Below are 15,161 nucleotides of genomic sequence, written 5' to 3'. Positions count from 1 at the left end.
TGCACCTCGCCGCGCCGGCCTCAACGTCACGAGGAGGACACATGTCGCAGGATCCCGCATACCAGAAGTTGCAAGCGCTCGGCATCACGTTGCCCGCGGCGGCGGCGCCGGTTGCCGCCTACGTGATGAGCGCGCAGTCGGGCAATACCGTCTACGTGTCCGGGCACATCGCCAAGCAGCCGGATGGCAAGCCGTGGGTCGGCAAGCTGGGCGAGACGATGTCGACCGAGGAAGGTCGCGAGGCCGCCCGGCGCATCGCCATCGACCTGCTCGCGACGTTGCAGCAGCACACCGGCGACCTTGGGCGGGTCAAGCGCATCGTCAAGCTGATGAGTCTGGTGAACTCGGCGCCCGATTACACCGAACAGCACCTGGTCACGAACGGCGCGTCCGAACTGATCGCCGAGGTGTTCGGCGAGCGCGGCAGGCACGCGCGTTCGGCCTTCGGCGTGGCGCAGATTCCGATGGGCGCCTGCGTCGAAATCGAACTGATCGCCGAAGTCGAATGAGCGGCGTGCGGCGCGCCACGGCGTGCCGCGGGGCCGGGTCGCGACGTGTACGGGCGGCCAGGGCCCGCTGCCTGGACCGGGGGGCCATGCCGCGGCAAGCTGCTGGCTTTTAAGCGAAAGTTCGTCGCCCGCCGCGGCGATTTCGGCTCCCTCAAGCTTTGGAATTGGTCTGCCACCGGTTACTATAGCCACGCCTGCTGGACGCGCGCGCTACCGCCCGCTGCCGTCCCCGGCGACTCGTGTGGGTGGCTATAGGTGACCATGAGATCACTGTTTGCAGGTTTGATGCGCCTGTTGCGCGTACGGCCGGGCGATGTCGGCCAGGTCGAACGCGCGCGCAGGCCGGGGTCGGCGTTGACCGTGCCCCTGCTCGGCCTGCTGTTGATCGGAATCCTCTGGGGCATCGTCATCAAGCGGCTGGACGACGAGCGCACCGCGGTGTTCGAGCAATCCATCTCAAATGCCCGCCTGCTCTCAAGCGCGTTCGCCGAGCACACGCTGCGCTCACTGCGCCAGCTCGACCAGCTGACGCGTTTCGTCAAGTACGAGTACGAAAGCGACCCCGCGCGCTTCGATCTCCAGACGATGATGCGCCGCGGCGTACTGCCGCAGCAGGATTTGCTGCAGATCGCGCTGATCGGGTCGGATGGCCGCCTGCGCGCGTCGTCGGTGCCGAACGCGGCCATCGGTACCGACCTGTCGGACCGCGAGCACTTCCATGTCCATACGATGGGCGACGAGGACCGGCTGTACGTGAGCAAGCCGGTGCTCGGCCGTGTCTCGCATCTGTGGTCGCTGCAGTTGACACGCCGGCTCAACAACCCGGACGGCGGCTTCGGCGGCGTGGTGGTCGTCTCGGTCAACCCGCGCTACTTCTCCAACGATTTCTACAACGGCGGCATCTTCGAGCACGACGACATGATCGCGGTGCTCGACGAGGACGGCGCGGTGCTGTCGCGCCGCACGTCGGCGGCCCTGGTGAGCGCGACCGCCTCCGCGGTGCAGGCATCGTATCCACCGTTCGTGACCACCAGCGGCGTCACGACCGACCCGGTCGACGACGTGCGGCGCATCTTCGCGTATCAGCGCATCCCGGGCTATCCGCTGGCCGTCGTGGTGGCGCTTTCCGAAGCGGCGGTGCTGGAAAGCTTCCAGCACACGCGGACGATCTACCGCGTGATGACCGGCATCGTCTCGCTGGCGATCATCGCCTTCGTCGGGCTCACCAGCGGTGTGATCGGACAGTTGAGCGAACGCGAGCGCGCCATGAGCCGGCTCGCGCAATACGACCCGTTGACCGGCCTCGCCAACCGCTGGCGCATCGTGATGCTGCTGCGCGAGCGGCTCGCCAGCCAGGCCAGCGTCGGGCGGCTGGCGGTGCTGCTCGTCGGTCTCGATAACTTCAAGGTCGTCAACGACACGTTGGGCCACCGCGAAGGCGACGAGGTCATCAAACTGGTCGCGCGGCGTCTGCAGCGCCGCATCGACGAGCTCGGTCTGCACGAGCGCGCAATCCTCGGCCGCATCGCCGGCGACGGTTACATCGTGATCGTCGAGGGCGACGACATCGACACGGTGGCCGCGCGTCTGGCGACCACGCTTGGCGAAACGATCCGCTCTCCCGCCTTCGAGCGCCGCGGCGTGAGCTTCGACCTGCGCGCCAGCATCGGCATTGCGCTGCACACGCGCGCCGACGACACCGAGGACGAACTGCTGCGCAAATGCGACGTCGCGATGTACGCGGTGAAGGATTCGGGCAAGGGGCGCTATGCGTTCTTCCAGCCCGATCTCGCCTTGCGCAGCGAGCGGCTGATCGAGTGGGAACAGATGCTGCGCGACGCGCTCGCCGAGGGACAGATCTATCTCGAATACCAGCCGAAGGTCGACCTTCGGCTGCGCACGCTGACTGGTCTCGAAGCGCTGCTGCGCTGGCGCCATCCGCGCCTGGGCCTGATTCCGGCCGCCCAGTTCATCCCGATCGCGGAGACGCTGGGCATGATCGTGCCGATCGGTGAATTCGCGCTGGAGCAGGCGTCGCGGCAGCTGGCCGCCTGGCACGCCGCGGGTCTCACGACGTTGAGCGTGGCGGTCAACGTGTCGCCGCTGCACTTCTGGCGCGGTGACCTGCTCGCGACGGTCGAACGTTGCCTCGCCGAGACCGGCATCCCGCCGGAATCGCTGGAAATCGAGCTGACTGAAACCGCCGCGATGACGCAGCCCGACCTGGCGGCGCAGAAGATGTTGTCGCTCAAGCGGCTCGGGCTGCGCATCGCGCTGGACGACTTCGGCACCGGGCACTCGTCGCTCGCCTACCTGCACCGCTTCCCGGTCGATACGATCAAGATCGACCGTGTCTTCGTCTCGCCGCTGCCGGACGATCTGAAGGTGCGGGCATTGGTCGCATCGATCGTCGGCCTGGCGAACGCGATGAAACTCGGCGTCGTGATCGAGGGCATCGAGACCGAAGCGCAGTTGCGCTGGCTGTCGCTGCTGCGCTGTCACCGGCAGCTCGATGCACAGGGCTTCCTGTTCTCGCCGTCGGTGTTGCCTGACGAAGTCCCCGATCTGGTCGAGCGCTGCAAGACGCGCCTGGGCAGTTGCGGATCCGCGTAGTGCCTGGCATCGATCGACCGGTGTCAGGTCAGCCGTGTCATTGCCGTCCTCGGCCGCGGCCCTGCCCCGTCTGCTGACCGCGCGATCGCTTGACGTCGATGACCGCGTGGCGGCTCATGGCCTCGATTCGACGGTGCAATCGACCAGGTCGAATGGAACGCGCTCGATGGAGCGCGCCTCACGCAGCGGCACTGCGAAGCGAGGTTGCGAAGCGGGGTTGTGAAGCGGGGTTGTGAAGCGGCGTTGTGAAGCGGCGTTGTGAAGCGGCGTTGCGAAGCGAGGCTGCGCGCGAGCGCGTATGCGACCGCCGGGCAAGCGCCATATCGGCCGGCAAGCGCAGGGACACGAATGCGCATCGCGACCCGAGACCATGCGATGCGCGCCGGGCCGCATGCCAGCGGCACCCTGCTGCCTTGCCGCGCAAGTGACGCGAGCGGCGTGCGAGCGTCAGCGCGCCAGGGTGGCGAGCGCGACCGTGACGTAGCCGAGCACCAGATTGACAACCACCAGGCGCCGAATGCGGCCCAGCGCAATCGCGCCCTCCGGCCACTTCTGCGCCTGCACTGCGCGACGTAGCTTCGGGAACGTCGCGAAGCGGATGTGGCCGTAAATCAGCATCATCACGATGCCGATCACCACCATCGCATGCACTGGCCACGGCGCCTGCGCGCCGCCGAATTTCGGGAACAGGTAGCCGCCGCTCAACAGGATCAGGATGATCGCGGTGCCGACCAGATTGAAGAAACGCGAAAACACGCCTTCCGCGACCGGCAGGCGCAGTTGCGGCGACAGATCCGCGAGTGCCGGCCGCAAGCAGAAATGGGCGAGCGTCATGCCGCCGACCCAGACGATCACGCCGACCAGGTGCAGGAATACGGCGATCGGTACTGCGTAAGCCATCGAGTCAATCCTTGAATGATGAAGCGGGCACAACCGTGCGGCCGCACGACATCATCGCATGATAGCGGACCGCGCCCGGCGGCCGTTCATGCCGGCCGCCGATCCGCGACGATGCCGCTCCGGCCTCAGCGCGGCCAGACCGGCCGCATCGATGCGATCTTCATGCGCGTCGCCACGGCCTTGCCGCGCCGCGCACGCCGCCCGATATGCTCGGCCAGCGCGGCGCCCGACAATGTCGACTCCTGCGCCTTGCCGCCGCGCCCGGTGCCGGACAGGATCAGTCCCGCCGACGTGATGGGCATGGCCGACACCAGCGTCTGGCCCGGATCGAGCGCGATCAGGCTGACGCCGCGGCCACCGCCGGGCTGCGTCTTCATTTCGGCGATATCGAAGGCCAACAGGCGCCCGTCGCTGGCCAGGCACGCGACATGGCTGGCCGTCGGCAACACCGGCACCGGCTGCAGCGGCTCGGCGCCCTTCTCCAGCGTGACGAAGGCGCGGCCGCCCCGGTTGCGGGCGACCATGTCGCCCTGCCTGACCAGGAAACCGGTCGCGCTGCTGGTCGCAAGCAACAACACCTGATCGGCCGCCGCCGCGTAGTAATGCAGCAGATGGGTCGACGACGCGAGATCGATCAGCGACGTCACCGGCACGCCGTCGCCGCGACCGCCCGGCAGACTGCTGACCGGTACCGAATAGCTCCTGCCGTTGCTGCCCAGCGCGACCAGCATGTCGGTCGTGCGGCAGGCAAACGCGCCATAAAGTGCATCGCCTGCCTTGAACGACAGGGTGGCCGGCTCGATGCCGTGCCCCTTCAACGTACGGGCCCAGCCACGCGTCGAGACCACGACGGTCACCGGTTCGTCGAGCACGCGCGCCTCGGCACTGGCGCGCTTCTCGTGCTGGATCAGCGTGCGACGATCGTCGCCGAAGCGCTTCGCGTCGGCCTCGATCTCACGGATCATCTGGCGTCGCATCGCCGACTCGCTGGCCAGCAGTTCACCCAGTTTCTCGGCCTCGGCGCGGAGTTCGCCCAGTTCCTTCTCCAGCTTGATCGCCTCGAGCCGGGCCAGTTGCCGCAGCCGGATTTCGAGAATGTCCTCCGCCTGTCGGTCAGTGAGGCCGAACGCTTCGATCAGCGCGGCCTTCGGTTCGTCCGATTCACGGATGATCGCGATGACCCGGTCGATGTTCAGGAAAACGATCAGGCGCCCTTCCAGGATGTGAATCCTGTCGTTGACCTTGTCGAGCCGATGCCGCGTGCGCCGCGTCACCGTGGTTTGGCGGAAGCCGATCCACTCCGACAGGATCTCGACCAGATTCTTCTGACGCGGACGGCCGTCGGCGCCGACCATCACGAGGTTGATCGCCGCGCTCGATTCGAGACTGGTCAGCGCGAGCAGCGTGTTGATCAACTCGGCCTGTTCGATGCGGCTCGACTTCGGCTCGAACACCAGCCGCACCGCGGCCTCGCGTCCCGACTCGTCCCGCACGGTGTCGAGCAGGCTGAGCACCGACTGCTTCAGCTGTTGCTGTTCCTGCGTCAGCGCCTTCTTGCCGAGCTTGATCTTCGGATTGGTCAGGTCCTCGATTTCCTCCAACACCTTCTGGCACGACACGCCCGGCGGCAGTTCGGTGACCACCCACTGCCACTGGCCACGCGCGAGCTCCTCGATCTTCCAGCGCGCACGCACCTTGAGACTCGCGCGGCCGCTTTCGTAGGCCGCCGCGATCTCCGCGGGTCCGGAGATCAGCTGGCCGCCCCCCGGATAATCGGGTCCGGGCATCAGCGCGAGCAGATCGGCGACGGTCGCGCGGGGATTGCGGATCAGCGCGACCGTCGCGGCCGCCACCTCGCGCAGATTGTGCGACGGGATCTCGGTGGCGAGGCCCACGGCGATGCCCGACGCGCCGTTGAGCAGCACGAACGGCAGCCGCGCGGGCAGCCTTTGCGGCTCCTCGGTCGAGCCGTCGTAATTCGCGTTGAAATCGACCGTACCCATGTCGATTTCGTCGAGCAGCAGACTGGCGATCGGCGTCAGGCGCGCCTCGGTGTAGCGCATCGCCGCGGCGCCGTCGCCGTCGCGAGAACCAAAGTTGCCCTGCCCGTCGATGAGCGGGTAGCGCATCGCGAAGTCCTGCGCGAGACGCACCAGCGCGTCGTATGCGGACTGGTCGCCGTGCGGATGGTACTTACCGAGCACGTCGCCCACCACGCGGGCCGACTTCACCGGCTTGGCGTCGGCGCGCAGGCCCATTTCGCCCATCGCGTACAGGATCCGGCGCTGCACCGGTTTCTGCCCGTCGCTGACGTCGGGCAGCGCGCGGCCCTTGACCACGCTGATCGCGTAATCGAGATAGGCGCGCTCGGCATAGCTGCCGAGACTGAGGTGTTCACCGTCGGCGCTGACGGTGTTGTCGATATCTTCTTGTGCCATGTTGCTTGCTAGCGCGCGCCGTCAGATCACGGCGCGCCATTGTCGGATTGACCGGCCGGCGCAGTGGCTGCGCGTGGCCGTCAGATGTCGGCTTCGACGAGGTTGCCCTTGTCTTCCAGCCAGCCGCGGCGCGCGGCCGCCTCGCCCTTGCCCATCAGCATCGTCATTACGCCGACCGTTTCCTCGAAGCCGAAGTCGCCAAGCGTGATCGGCATCAGGCGGCGGGTGTCCGGATTCATCGTGGTATCCCACAACTGCTCGGCACTCATCTCGCCCAGCCCTTTGAAACGGCTGATGCTCCACTGCGTGTCGCGCACGCCATCCTTGCGGAGCTTGTCGAGGGTCGCCTGCAGCTCGCCCTCGTCCAGCGCGTACAGCTTCTGCGCCGGCTTCTTGCCACGCGCGGGCGCATCGACGCGGAACAGCGGGGGCCGCGCCACATAAACGTTCTGGCGCGCGATCAATTGCGGGAAATGGCGGAAGAACAGCGTCAGCAGCAGCACCTGGATGTGCGAGCCGTCGACGTCGGCGTCGGAAAGGATGCAGATCTTGCCGTAGCGCAAACCCGACAGATCCACTTCGTCGTTCGGTCCGTGCGGATCGACGCCAATCGCCACGGCGATGTCGTGGACCTCGTTGTTGCCGAACAGGCGGTCGCGCTCCGTTTCCCAGGTGTTCAACACCTTGCCGCGCAGCGGCAGGATGGCCTGGAATTCCTTGTCGCGCCCCATCTTCGCCGAGCCGCCGGCGGAATCGCCTTCGACCAGGAACAGTTCGTTGCGCGTCGTGTCGACGGATTCGCAATCGGTCAGCTTGCCGGGCAGCACCGCCACGCCGGAGCTCTTGCGTTTCTCGATCTTCTGTCCGGCGCGGGTGCGCGCCTGCGCCTGCTTGATGACCAGCTCGGCCAGCCGCCGTCCGTAGTCGACGTGCTGGTTCAACCACAGTTCGAGCGCCGGGCGCGTGAACGAGGAAACCAGCTTGACCGCATCGCGGCTGTTCAGACGTTCCTTGATCTGCCCCTGGAACTGCGGGTCGAGCACCTTGGCCGAGAGCACGAACGACACGCGCGAGAAAACGTCGTCGGCCAGCACCTTGACGCCCTTCGGCTGCAAGCCGTGCAGTTCGATGAAACTCTTGACCGCCTGGAACAGGCCATCGCGCAGGCCGGCATCGTGCGTCCCGCCGGCGGGCGTCGGAATCAGGTTGACGTAGGACTCGCGCACCAGTGCGCCGTCCTCCGACCAGGCGACCACCCATTCGGCGCCCTCGCCGGCCGCGAAGCTTTCCTCGCCGGCGCGAGCCGGGTCGGCAAAGCGCGCGCCCTCGAAAATCGGGATCAGCGTCTCGGTATCGCCCAGGCCCTCGGTCAGATAGCCGCGCAGCCCGTCCTCGTAGCGCCACGTCTGCCGTTCGCCGGTCTTCTCGTTGACCAGCTCGACCTCGACGCCGGCCAGCAGCACCGCCTTGGAGCGCAGCATGCGCTGCAGCTCGGCCTGCGGCAGCCCGGGCGCATCGAAGTAGCTCGGGTCCGGCCACACGTCGACACGCGTGCCCGACTTCTTCTCGCCGCGCGTGGCGTCGCGCACGCTCAGCGGGCCGACCGGCGCACCGCCGGCGAAGCCCAGCTGCGCGACCTTGCCGTCTCGCCACACGGTGACGTCGAGCCGCGTCGACAGCGCATTGGTGACCGACACGCCAACGCCGTGCAGGCCGCCCGAGAACGCATACGCGCCACCGGAGGCCTTGTCGAACTTGCCGCCGGCGTGCAGCCGGGTGAAGACGATCTCGATGACGCTGACGCCTTCCTCCGGATGCAGGCCGAACGGGATGCCCCGGCCTTCGTCGTCGACGCTCACGCCGCCGTCGGCGCGCAGCGTCACGACGATGCGCCGGCCATGGCCGCCCAGCGCTTCGTCGGACGCGTTGTCGATGACTTCCTGGATGATGTGGAGCGGGTTCTCGGTGCGGGTGTACATGCCCGGTCGTTGCTTGACCGGTTCCAGTCCCTTCAGCACCTTGATGGAGGACTCGCTGTATGCGTTGCTTGCGGTGTTCTTCGGCATGGGATCCATGACTTCGGCCGGCATCGATGCGCGGGGCCGAAACTAAACGAATTGCGGCGAGGCTGCCTGCGCGGACGGTTCACGCGCCAGTGCGCCCCCCGGATCGGCACGATCCCGGCGGCCAGCGGCAGCTGCGTATTGTATATCCGACCAGTATCCGTTGGCGCACGCGGCGGTCACGCCCGTCGACAGGCGCGCTCGCCGGCATCCGGGCGCAGGCCGCGGACACGTCCACGGTGCGGGTCTGGCCTCTCATACGAAAGGACCGGTGTTCGGACAGCGCCGGCGCAACGAGGTTCAACCGCCCTTGCTGCGCGTTTCGAGATCGTCCCAGCGCTCCAGCGCCACCAGCAGCGCCTCGTCGATCTCGCCAAAGCGCGTGGTGATGCGTGCGCCTTCGGCGGGATCCTCCGCGAAGATGCGCCCGGCGGCAATCTGCTCGCCGAGCGTCTTCTGCTCGGCCTCGAGCGCCGCGATCTGCTCGGGCAAGGCTTCCAGTTCGCGCTGCTCCTTGAACGAGAGCTTCACGCGCCGTTCCGGCGCCTTGCGTGCCGGTTCGGGCTTGCCGTCCGGTTTGCCGGCCCCGGCCGCCGGCGCACTCCCGGCACTCCCGGCACTCCCGGCACTCGTCACGCGCGAGGCACCGGCTGCGCCCGCCGCCCGCGCCGCGGCGAACTCGGCCGCCCTGGCCGACTGCGCCTGCCAGTCGCTGAAGCCGCCGACGTACTCGCGCCAGTTCGCGCCGCCCTCATGCGCGATCACCGAACTGACGACGTTGTCGAGGAAGGTGCGGTCATGGCTGACCAGCAGCACGGTGCCGCCGAAGTCTTCCAGCAACTCCTCAAGCAATTCGAGCGTCGGGATGTCGAGGTCGTTGGTCGGCTCGTCGAGCACCAGCACGTTGGCCGGACGCGCGAACAGGCGCGCCAGCAACAGCCGGTTGCGCTCGCCACCCGACAGCGATTTCACCGGCGAGCGCGCGCGTTCCGGCGAGAACAGGAAGTCGCCCAGATAGCTCATCACGTGCTTGCGTGCGCCGTTGACCTCGACCCAATCCGAACCGGGACTGATCGTGTCGGCGAGGCTCTTTTCGTCGTCCAGCTGGGCGCGCATCTGGTCGAAATACGCAACCTGCAGATTGCTGCCGGTGCGCACCGTGCCGCCGTCGGGCGGCAACAGGCCGAGGATCAGCCGGATCAACGTCGTCTTGCCGGCACCGTTCGGTCCGATCAGGCCGATCTTGTCGCCGCGCATCACGGTCGCGGTCAGGCCGTCGACCAGGCGGCGCCCGCCAAACGACTTGATGACGTCGGTCAGCTCGGCCACCAGCTTGCCGGAGCGCTCGGCCTGACTCGCTTCCAGGCGAACGTTGCCCTGCACCTGGCGACGCTGCGCACGCTCCTCGCGCATCGCCTGCAGACGCTGGATGCGGCTGACGCTGCGCGTGCGGCGCGCCTCGACGCCCTTGCGGATCCACACTTCCTCCTGCGCGAGCAGCTTGTCGGCCTTTTCGTTCTCGATGCGCTCCACTTCGAGCTGCTGCGCCTTGCGCGTCTGGTAGGCCGAGAAGTTGCCCGGGTAGGACAGCAGACGGCCCCGGTCGAGTTCGACGATGCGGGTGGCGACGCGATCCAGGAACGCCCGGTCGTGCGTCACGAACAGCACGCTCACCCGCAACTGTGCGAGCAGGGTCTCGAGCCACCGAATCGTATCGAAATCGAGGTGGTTGGTGGGTTCGTCGAGCAGCAGCACATCGGGCGCGGAGACCAGCGCGCGCGCCAGCGCGACGCGCTTCTGCTGGCCGCCGGACAGGCGCGCCACGTCGCCCGCGCCGTCCAGCGCGAGCTGTTCCAGCGTCACCTCGACGCGGTTGCGCCAGTTCCAGCCGTCGCGTGCGTCCAGGCCCGACTGCAGGCGCCCGAGTTCGGCCATCAGGCCTTCGCGCTCGTCGGCCCCGGCGGCGGCGTCGCCAAGCCGTTCCGAGACGCGATCGAATTCGGCCAGCAGCCGCTGCTCGTCGACGAGGCCGCTTGCAACCGCCTCGAAGACACTGTGGCCAGGCTCGAAGCGCGGTTCCTGTTCGACATACACGGTACGCAGGCCCTGCTGCCGCGCGATCAAGCCGTCGTCCGGGGCGGTGAGCCCCGCGACGATCTTCAGCAGCGAGGACTTGCCGGCGCCGTTACGACCAATCAGGCCGACGCGCTCGCCAGCCTCGATCGAAAAATCGGCGTGGTCCAGCAGCGCGACATGGCCAAAGGCGAGCTGGGCGCCGGTGATGGAAAACAGCGACATGGTCGGAACGGTTGCGCGAAAGCCGCCATTGTAGCGGCTGGCGACCCGCGGGCCGGGCAGCGGCGGCGCGTGGCGCGCGCTACGGGCGCTACGGGCGCTATGGGCGCTATGGGCGCGGCCCTCGGCCAAGCCGAGGCCCGCCGTGCCCCGGAAGCGGGTAACATGCGCGCCGTGGTGAATTCAACGCGGCACAGGCAATGGAAACGATCGAATACAAGAGCTGGATCTGCGTGATCTGCGGCTGGGTGTACAACGAGGAAGAAGGTCTGCCCGAAGAGGGCATTGCGCCCGGCACGCGCTTCGAGGCGATTCCGGACGATTGGCGTTGCCCGCTGTGCGACGTGGGCAAGTCGGAATTCGCGGTCGTCGAATTTTGAGTTCGATCGGCCAGCCGCGCGGGCAGCGCTGTTGACGTGCCTGAAAAAGGAAACGGGCGGCAAGGCCACCCGTTTCATTCGACTTCATCCTGCTTGCCTGTAATGCCGCTTGCGCGGGACAGCGTCGTCGGGTCCTGCCCGCTCACCCGCTGCGGCCCGTACGCTTGCTGCGGCCGGCGCGCAGCAGGTCATGCGCTTGCGCGATCAGCGTGATCCCGACCAGCGCAATGCCGCCTGCCAGAAAGTCCCATGCCATTGCCCTCTCCTTGTCGTTGCCTGCTCTTGATCCGACACACCGGTTCTGCTAGGGCGCCTCGGATGAGATGACGGTATCAGCAAAGAATCGACGCGAGAAGGCCGGCGCCGGGCGGTGCTCAAAAATGCGACATCAGGGATTTCACGTGCTTGGCGGCCGGTGCGCTTCATGCCGTCGGGCGGCCTGATCCACCTGGGGTCGGCACGCATCGTTCCGGAAAGATGGCGCCGCCAACAGGAATCGAACCTGTGACCCTTTCCTTAGGAGGGAAATGCTCTATCCACTGAGCTACGGCGGCGCGGTGGCGACATCGAGCGGCGCATTGGTCGGTCGGTCGCGGGCACAGAGTATAGCAAACCTTGCCACGGCCCCGACCGATGCAGCGTCCCGAAATCCCATAGAATGATCCGCAGTAAGGCGTGCCGCGCAATCGCGCGGCGCGAGCCCGGAACGAGGAGCGAGACTTGGGCGTGCAGCGAGTGTGGAAGCGGTGGATCCGGCTTGGCGCCGCAGGCATGCGCACCCCGCGCCGCACCTCAAGCCAGCCGCTCGGCGGCATGGCCGGGCATGACAGCCAGGCGGGCCGATACCTGCAGCGCCTGTTTCTGCTCACGGCCACCTGCATGCTGGCCGCCTGCGCGAGCCAGCGGCTGCCGGCCACCGCCTATCCGCGCGCGGTCGAATTCGCGTTGCCGGCCAGCACGCCCAGCGCCCTGAACGCGACGCTGACGCCACTGAAAGCCGCCCATCCCGGCGAATCCGGCTTCAAGCTGTTGGTCAAGGGCAGCGACGCACTGGGTGCGCGCATCGCGCTGGCGCGTTCCGCGCAACGCACGCTCGACCTGCAGTACTACATCGCCGACGTGGACGAAACCGGCAAGCTGTTGCTGGAGGCCGCGCTGCGCGCCGCCGAACGAGGCGTGCGGGTGCGCATGCTGTTCGACGACATGAACTTCAAGGACCACGATTCGACGATCGCCGTGCTCGACGCGTCGCCGAACATCGAGGTTCGTATCTTCAATCCGTTCGGCACGGCCGCGCAGGGTCCGTTCGGCAAGGTGAGCAATCTGTTCACCAGCCTCGACACGCTGACGCGACGGATGCACAACAAGGCGATGATCGCCGACAACCAGGTGGCGATCGTGGGCGGCCGCAACGTGGGCGACTCGTACTTCGACGCGAGCCACGTGCTCAGCTTCCGGGATCTCGATATTGTCGCGGCCGGCGACATCGTGCCGCCGATTTCGCGCAGCTTCGATCTGTTCTGGAACAGCGCCGAGGCCTACCCGCTGCGCGCGCTGAAGCCGATCCACGTCGACCGGGAGGAGATGGCGCGGGTACGGGAGGACCTGAAGCGTCACTGGGAAGAATCGGTGGCGATCACCGGCGGCGCGCATCTCGAGGAGCCGCCGCTGGCGCGCCAGATCCGCACCGGTGAGATGCCGCTGACCTGGGCGAAGGCGCGCTTCTGGACCGATACGCCGGACAAGATCGTGGAGCCGACCGACGACTACGTGAGCCCGCCGGCGAAGCGGCTGGGCGAGCTGATGCAGCAGGCCCAGCAGGAGTTCCTGCTGATCTCCGCTTACTTCGTGCCGCACCAGCACGGCGTCGACATGATGAGCGAGATGGTGCGCCGCGGCGTCAAGGTGAGCGTGCTGACCAACTCGCTGGCCGCGACCGACGCTCCCGCCGTGCAGGCCGGCTACAATCCGTTTCGCGTGCCGCTGCTGAAGAACGGCGTGTCGCTGTACGAGTACAAGCCCAGCCCGGGTTCCAAGCCGCGCACGGCGATCGCCGGGTCGAAATCCCGAGCGAGCCTGCATGCGAAGACCTATGTGATCGACCGGCGTACCGTGGTGATCGGCTCGCTGAATTTCGATCCGCGCTCGGTCGGTCTCAACACCGAGGTCGCGCTCGAAATCGAGAGCCCGCCCATCGCCGCGCAGGTGGTCGAACTGTTCGACGAAACCGCCTCGCTCGACGAAAGCTATCATGTGGTCCTCGCCGACCAGGCCGATCGGGATGCGCTCGCCAAGACAGGCGCGCCCGATTCGCCGTTGATCTGGATCACCGAGGAAAACGGCCACATCCTCCGTTACAACTTCGACCCCGATGCCGGCTTCAAGCGCAACGCGATGAGTGCGCTGTTTACGATTCTGCCGCTCGACGACCAGCTGTAGGCCGGCTTCCGCGCGAAACCGGCCGTCGCGCCTCGCCGCGCGAACGCCAAACGTGGGTGGCCCGATGCGACGGCGCGTGCGATGCCGCCGTCGCCCTTCCATGAGCAGGAAACAGGAGAGCCTAGCGATGACATCAGTCCGACTCGAACGCGATACCTTCGGCGAGATCGCCGTACCCGCCGACCGCCTCTGGGGCGCGCAGACGCAGCGTTCGCTGGAGAATTTCAAGATCTCGTCGGAAAAGCAGTCGCCCGAACTGGTGCGCGCGCTGGCGGTGATCAAGCGCGCCGCGGCCACGGTCAACGCATCGCTCGGCGTGCTGGCGCAGGACAAGGCCGCGCTGATCGTGCAAGCCGCGGACGAAGTGATCGCCGGCAAGCACGCGGGCGAATTTCCGCTGGCCGTCTGGCAGACCGGCTCCGGCACGCAGACCAACATGAACCTCAACGAGGTGATCGCCAACCGCGCCAGCGAACTGGGCGGCGGTGCGCGCGGCGAGGAACGCTCGATCCATCCGAACGACGACGTGAACCGCGGCCAGTCGTCGAACGACGTGTTCCCGACTGCGATGCACGTGGCCGCCGCCGAGGGCATCGTCAAGCATCTGATCCCGTCGTTGCGCACGCTACGCGAGACCCTGGCGAAGAAGTCGGCGGCTTTCGCCGACATCGTCAAGATCGGCCGCACGCACCTGCAGGACGCCACGCCGCTGACGCTCGGCCAGGAATTCTCCGGGTACGTCGCGCAACTCGACCAGGGCCTGCGCCACCTCGACGCAACGCTGCCCCACCTTTATGAACTGGCGCTGGGCGGGACGGCCGTCGGCACCGGCCTGAACGCGCATCCCGAATTCGCGGCGCGCGTGGCGACCGAGATCGGCAAGCTGACCGAACTGCCGTTCGTCACCGCGCCGAACAAGTTCGAAGTGATGGCGGCCGCCGACGCGCTGGTGTTCGCGCACGGCGCGCTGAAGACAATCGCGGCCAGCCTGATGAAGATCGCCAACGACGTGCGCTGGCTGGCCAGCGGCCCGCGCTGCGGGCTCGGCGAGTTGTCGATTCCCGAAAACGAGCCGGGCAGCTCGATCATGCCGGGCAAGGTCAACCCGACGCAGTCGGAAGCAGTCACCATGCTCTGCGCCCAGGTCTTCGGCAATGACGTCGCGGTGAACATGGGCGGCGCCAGCGGCAACTTCGAACTGAACGTGTTCCGTCCGATGATCGCCCACAACGTGCTGCAGTCGATCCGTCTGCTCGCCGACGGCGCACTCAGCTTCAACGACCATTGCGCGGTAGGCATCGAACCGAATCGCGATCGCATCGACGCGCTGCTCAACGAATCGCTGATGCTGGTGACCGCGCTGAACCCGCACATCGGCTACGACAAGGCCGCGCAGATCGCGAAGAAGGCGCACAAGGAAGGCACGACGCTGAAGGCGGCGGCGATCGCCAGCGGCCACGTCACCGACGCGCAGTTCGACGAGTGGGTCCGGCCGGAGCAGATGGTGGGCCGCCGCGACTGATC

General features: G+C 67.3%; 9 protein-coding genes and 1 tRNA gene. 5 read left to right on the top strand and 5 right to left on the bottom strand.

The features are described from left to right. Positions 1-41 precede the first annotated feature (41 nt). Positions 42-509 carry a RidA family protein gene (locus BLU54_RS19765; RefSeq protein ID WP_091912259.1) on the top strand — a complete coding sequence of 156 codons (468 nt, stop codon included), beginning with the start codon at positions 42-44 and terminating at the stop codon, positions 507-509. A gap of 261 nt (positions 510-770) precedes the next feature. Further along, positions 771-3,122, top strand: coding sequence for a bifunctional diguanylate cyclase/phosphodiesterase (locus BLU54_RS19760; protein WP_091912257.1), 2,352 nt, complete (start codon positions 771-773; stop codon positions 3,120-3,122). A gap of 447 nt (positions 3,123-3,569) precedes the next feature. Here the strand turns inward: BLU54_RS19760 and BLU54_RS19755 are convergent, their stop codons facing one another. The 4 genes from BLU54_RS19755 to BLU54_RS19740 all read right to left on the bottom strand — a co-directional run bounded on the left by BLU54_RS19755 (position 3,570) and on the right by BLU54_RS19740 (position 10,821). After that, positions 3,570-4,022, bottom strand: a complete 453-nt coding sequence (locus BLU54_RS19755; protein ID WP_091912255.1) for a CopD family protein — start codon at positions 4,020-4,022, stop codon at positions 3,570-3,572. A 125-nt stretch (positions 4,023-4,147) separates the two neighbouring features. Next, positions 4,148-6,460: a DNA topoisomerase IV subunit A gene (gene parC, locus BLU54_RS19750; protein ID WP_091912253.1), complete on the bottom strand. Its 2,313-nt coding sequence runs from the start codon at positions 6,458-6,460 to the stop codon at positions 4,148-4,150. Positions 6,461-6,540: 80 nt separating this feature from the next. Then, positions 6,541-8,526, bottom strand: coding sequence for a DNA topoisomerase IV subunit B (locus BLU54_RS19745; protein WP_091912457.1), 1,986 nt, complete (start codon positions 8,524-8,526; stop codon positions 6,541-6,543). Positions 8,527-8,823: 297 nt separating this feature from the next. Beyond that, positions 8,824-10,821 carry an ATP-binding cassette domain-containing protein gene (locus BLU54_RS19740; protein ID WP_091912251.1) on the bottom strand — a complete coding sequence of 666 codons (1,998 nt, stop codon included), beginning with the start codon at positions 10,819-10,821 and terminating at the stop codon, positions 8,824-8,826. A 197-nt stretch (positions 10,822-11,018) separates the two neighbouring features. Here BLU54_RS19740 and BLU54_RS19735 point away from each other — a divergent pair, with 197 nt between their 5' ends. After that, positions 11,019-11,198 carry a rubredoxin gene (locus tag BLU54_RS19735; RefSeq protein WP_091912248.1) on the top strand — a complete coding sequence of 60 codons (180 nt, stop codon included), beginning with the start codon at positions 11,019-11,021 and terminating at the stop codon, positions 11,196-11,198. A gap of 478 nt (positions 11,199-11,676) precedes the next feature. Here BLU54_RS19735 and BLU54_RS19730 read toward each other — a convergent pair. After that, positions 11,677-11,752 (bottom strand) — tRNA-Arg (locus tag BLU54_RS19730). A gap of 172 nt (positions 11,753-11,924) precedes the next feature. Between BLU54_RS19730 and BLU54_RS19725 the strand changes: the two genes are divergently transcribed. Together BLU54_RS19725 and fumC are read left to right on the top strand one after the other, a co-directional pair. Continuing rightward, positions 11,925-13,637, top strand: a complete 1,713-nt coding sequence (locus BLU54_RS19725; RefSeq protein ID WP_235838053.1) for a phospholipase D family protein — start codon at positions 11,925-11,927, stop codon at positions 13,635-13,637. A gap of 127 nt (positions 13,638-13,764) precedes the next feature. Beyond that, on the top strand, positions 13,765-15,159 hold the full coding sequence (gene fumC / locus BLU54_RS19720) for a class II fumarate hydratase (RefSeq protein WP_091912247.1): 1,395 nt from the start codon (positions 13,765-13,767) through the stop codon (positions 15,157-15,159). The last annotated feature ends 2 nt before the right edge of the window (positions 15,160-15,161 follow it).

This window comes from Chitinasiproducens palmae, assembly GCF_900095735.1.
GTDB classification, from domain to species: domain Bacteria; phylum Pseudomonadota; class Gammaproteobacteria; order Burkholderiales; family Burkholderiaceae; genus Chitinasiproducens; species Chitinasiproducens palmae.
This window is presented reverse-complemented; position numbering and strand designations above follow the sequence as displayed.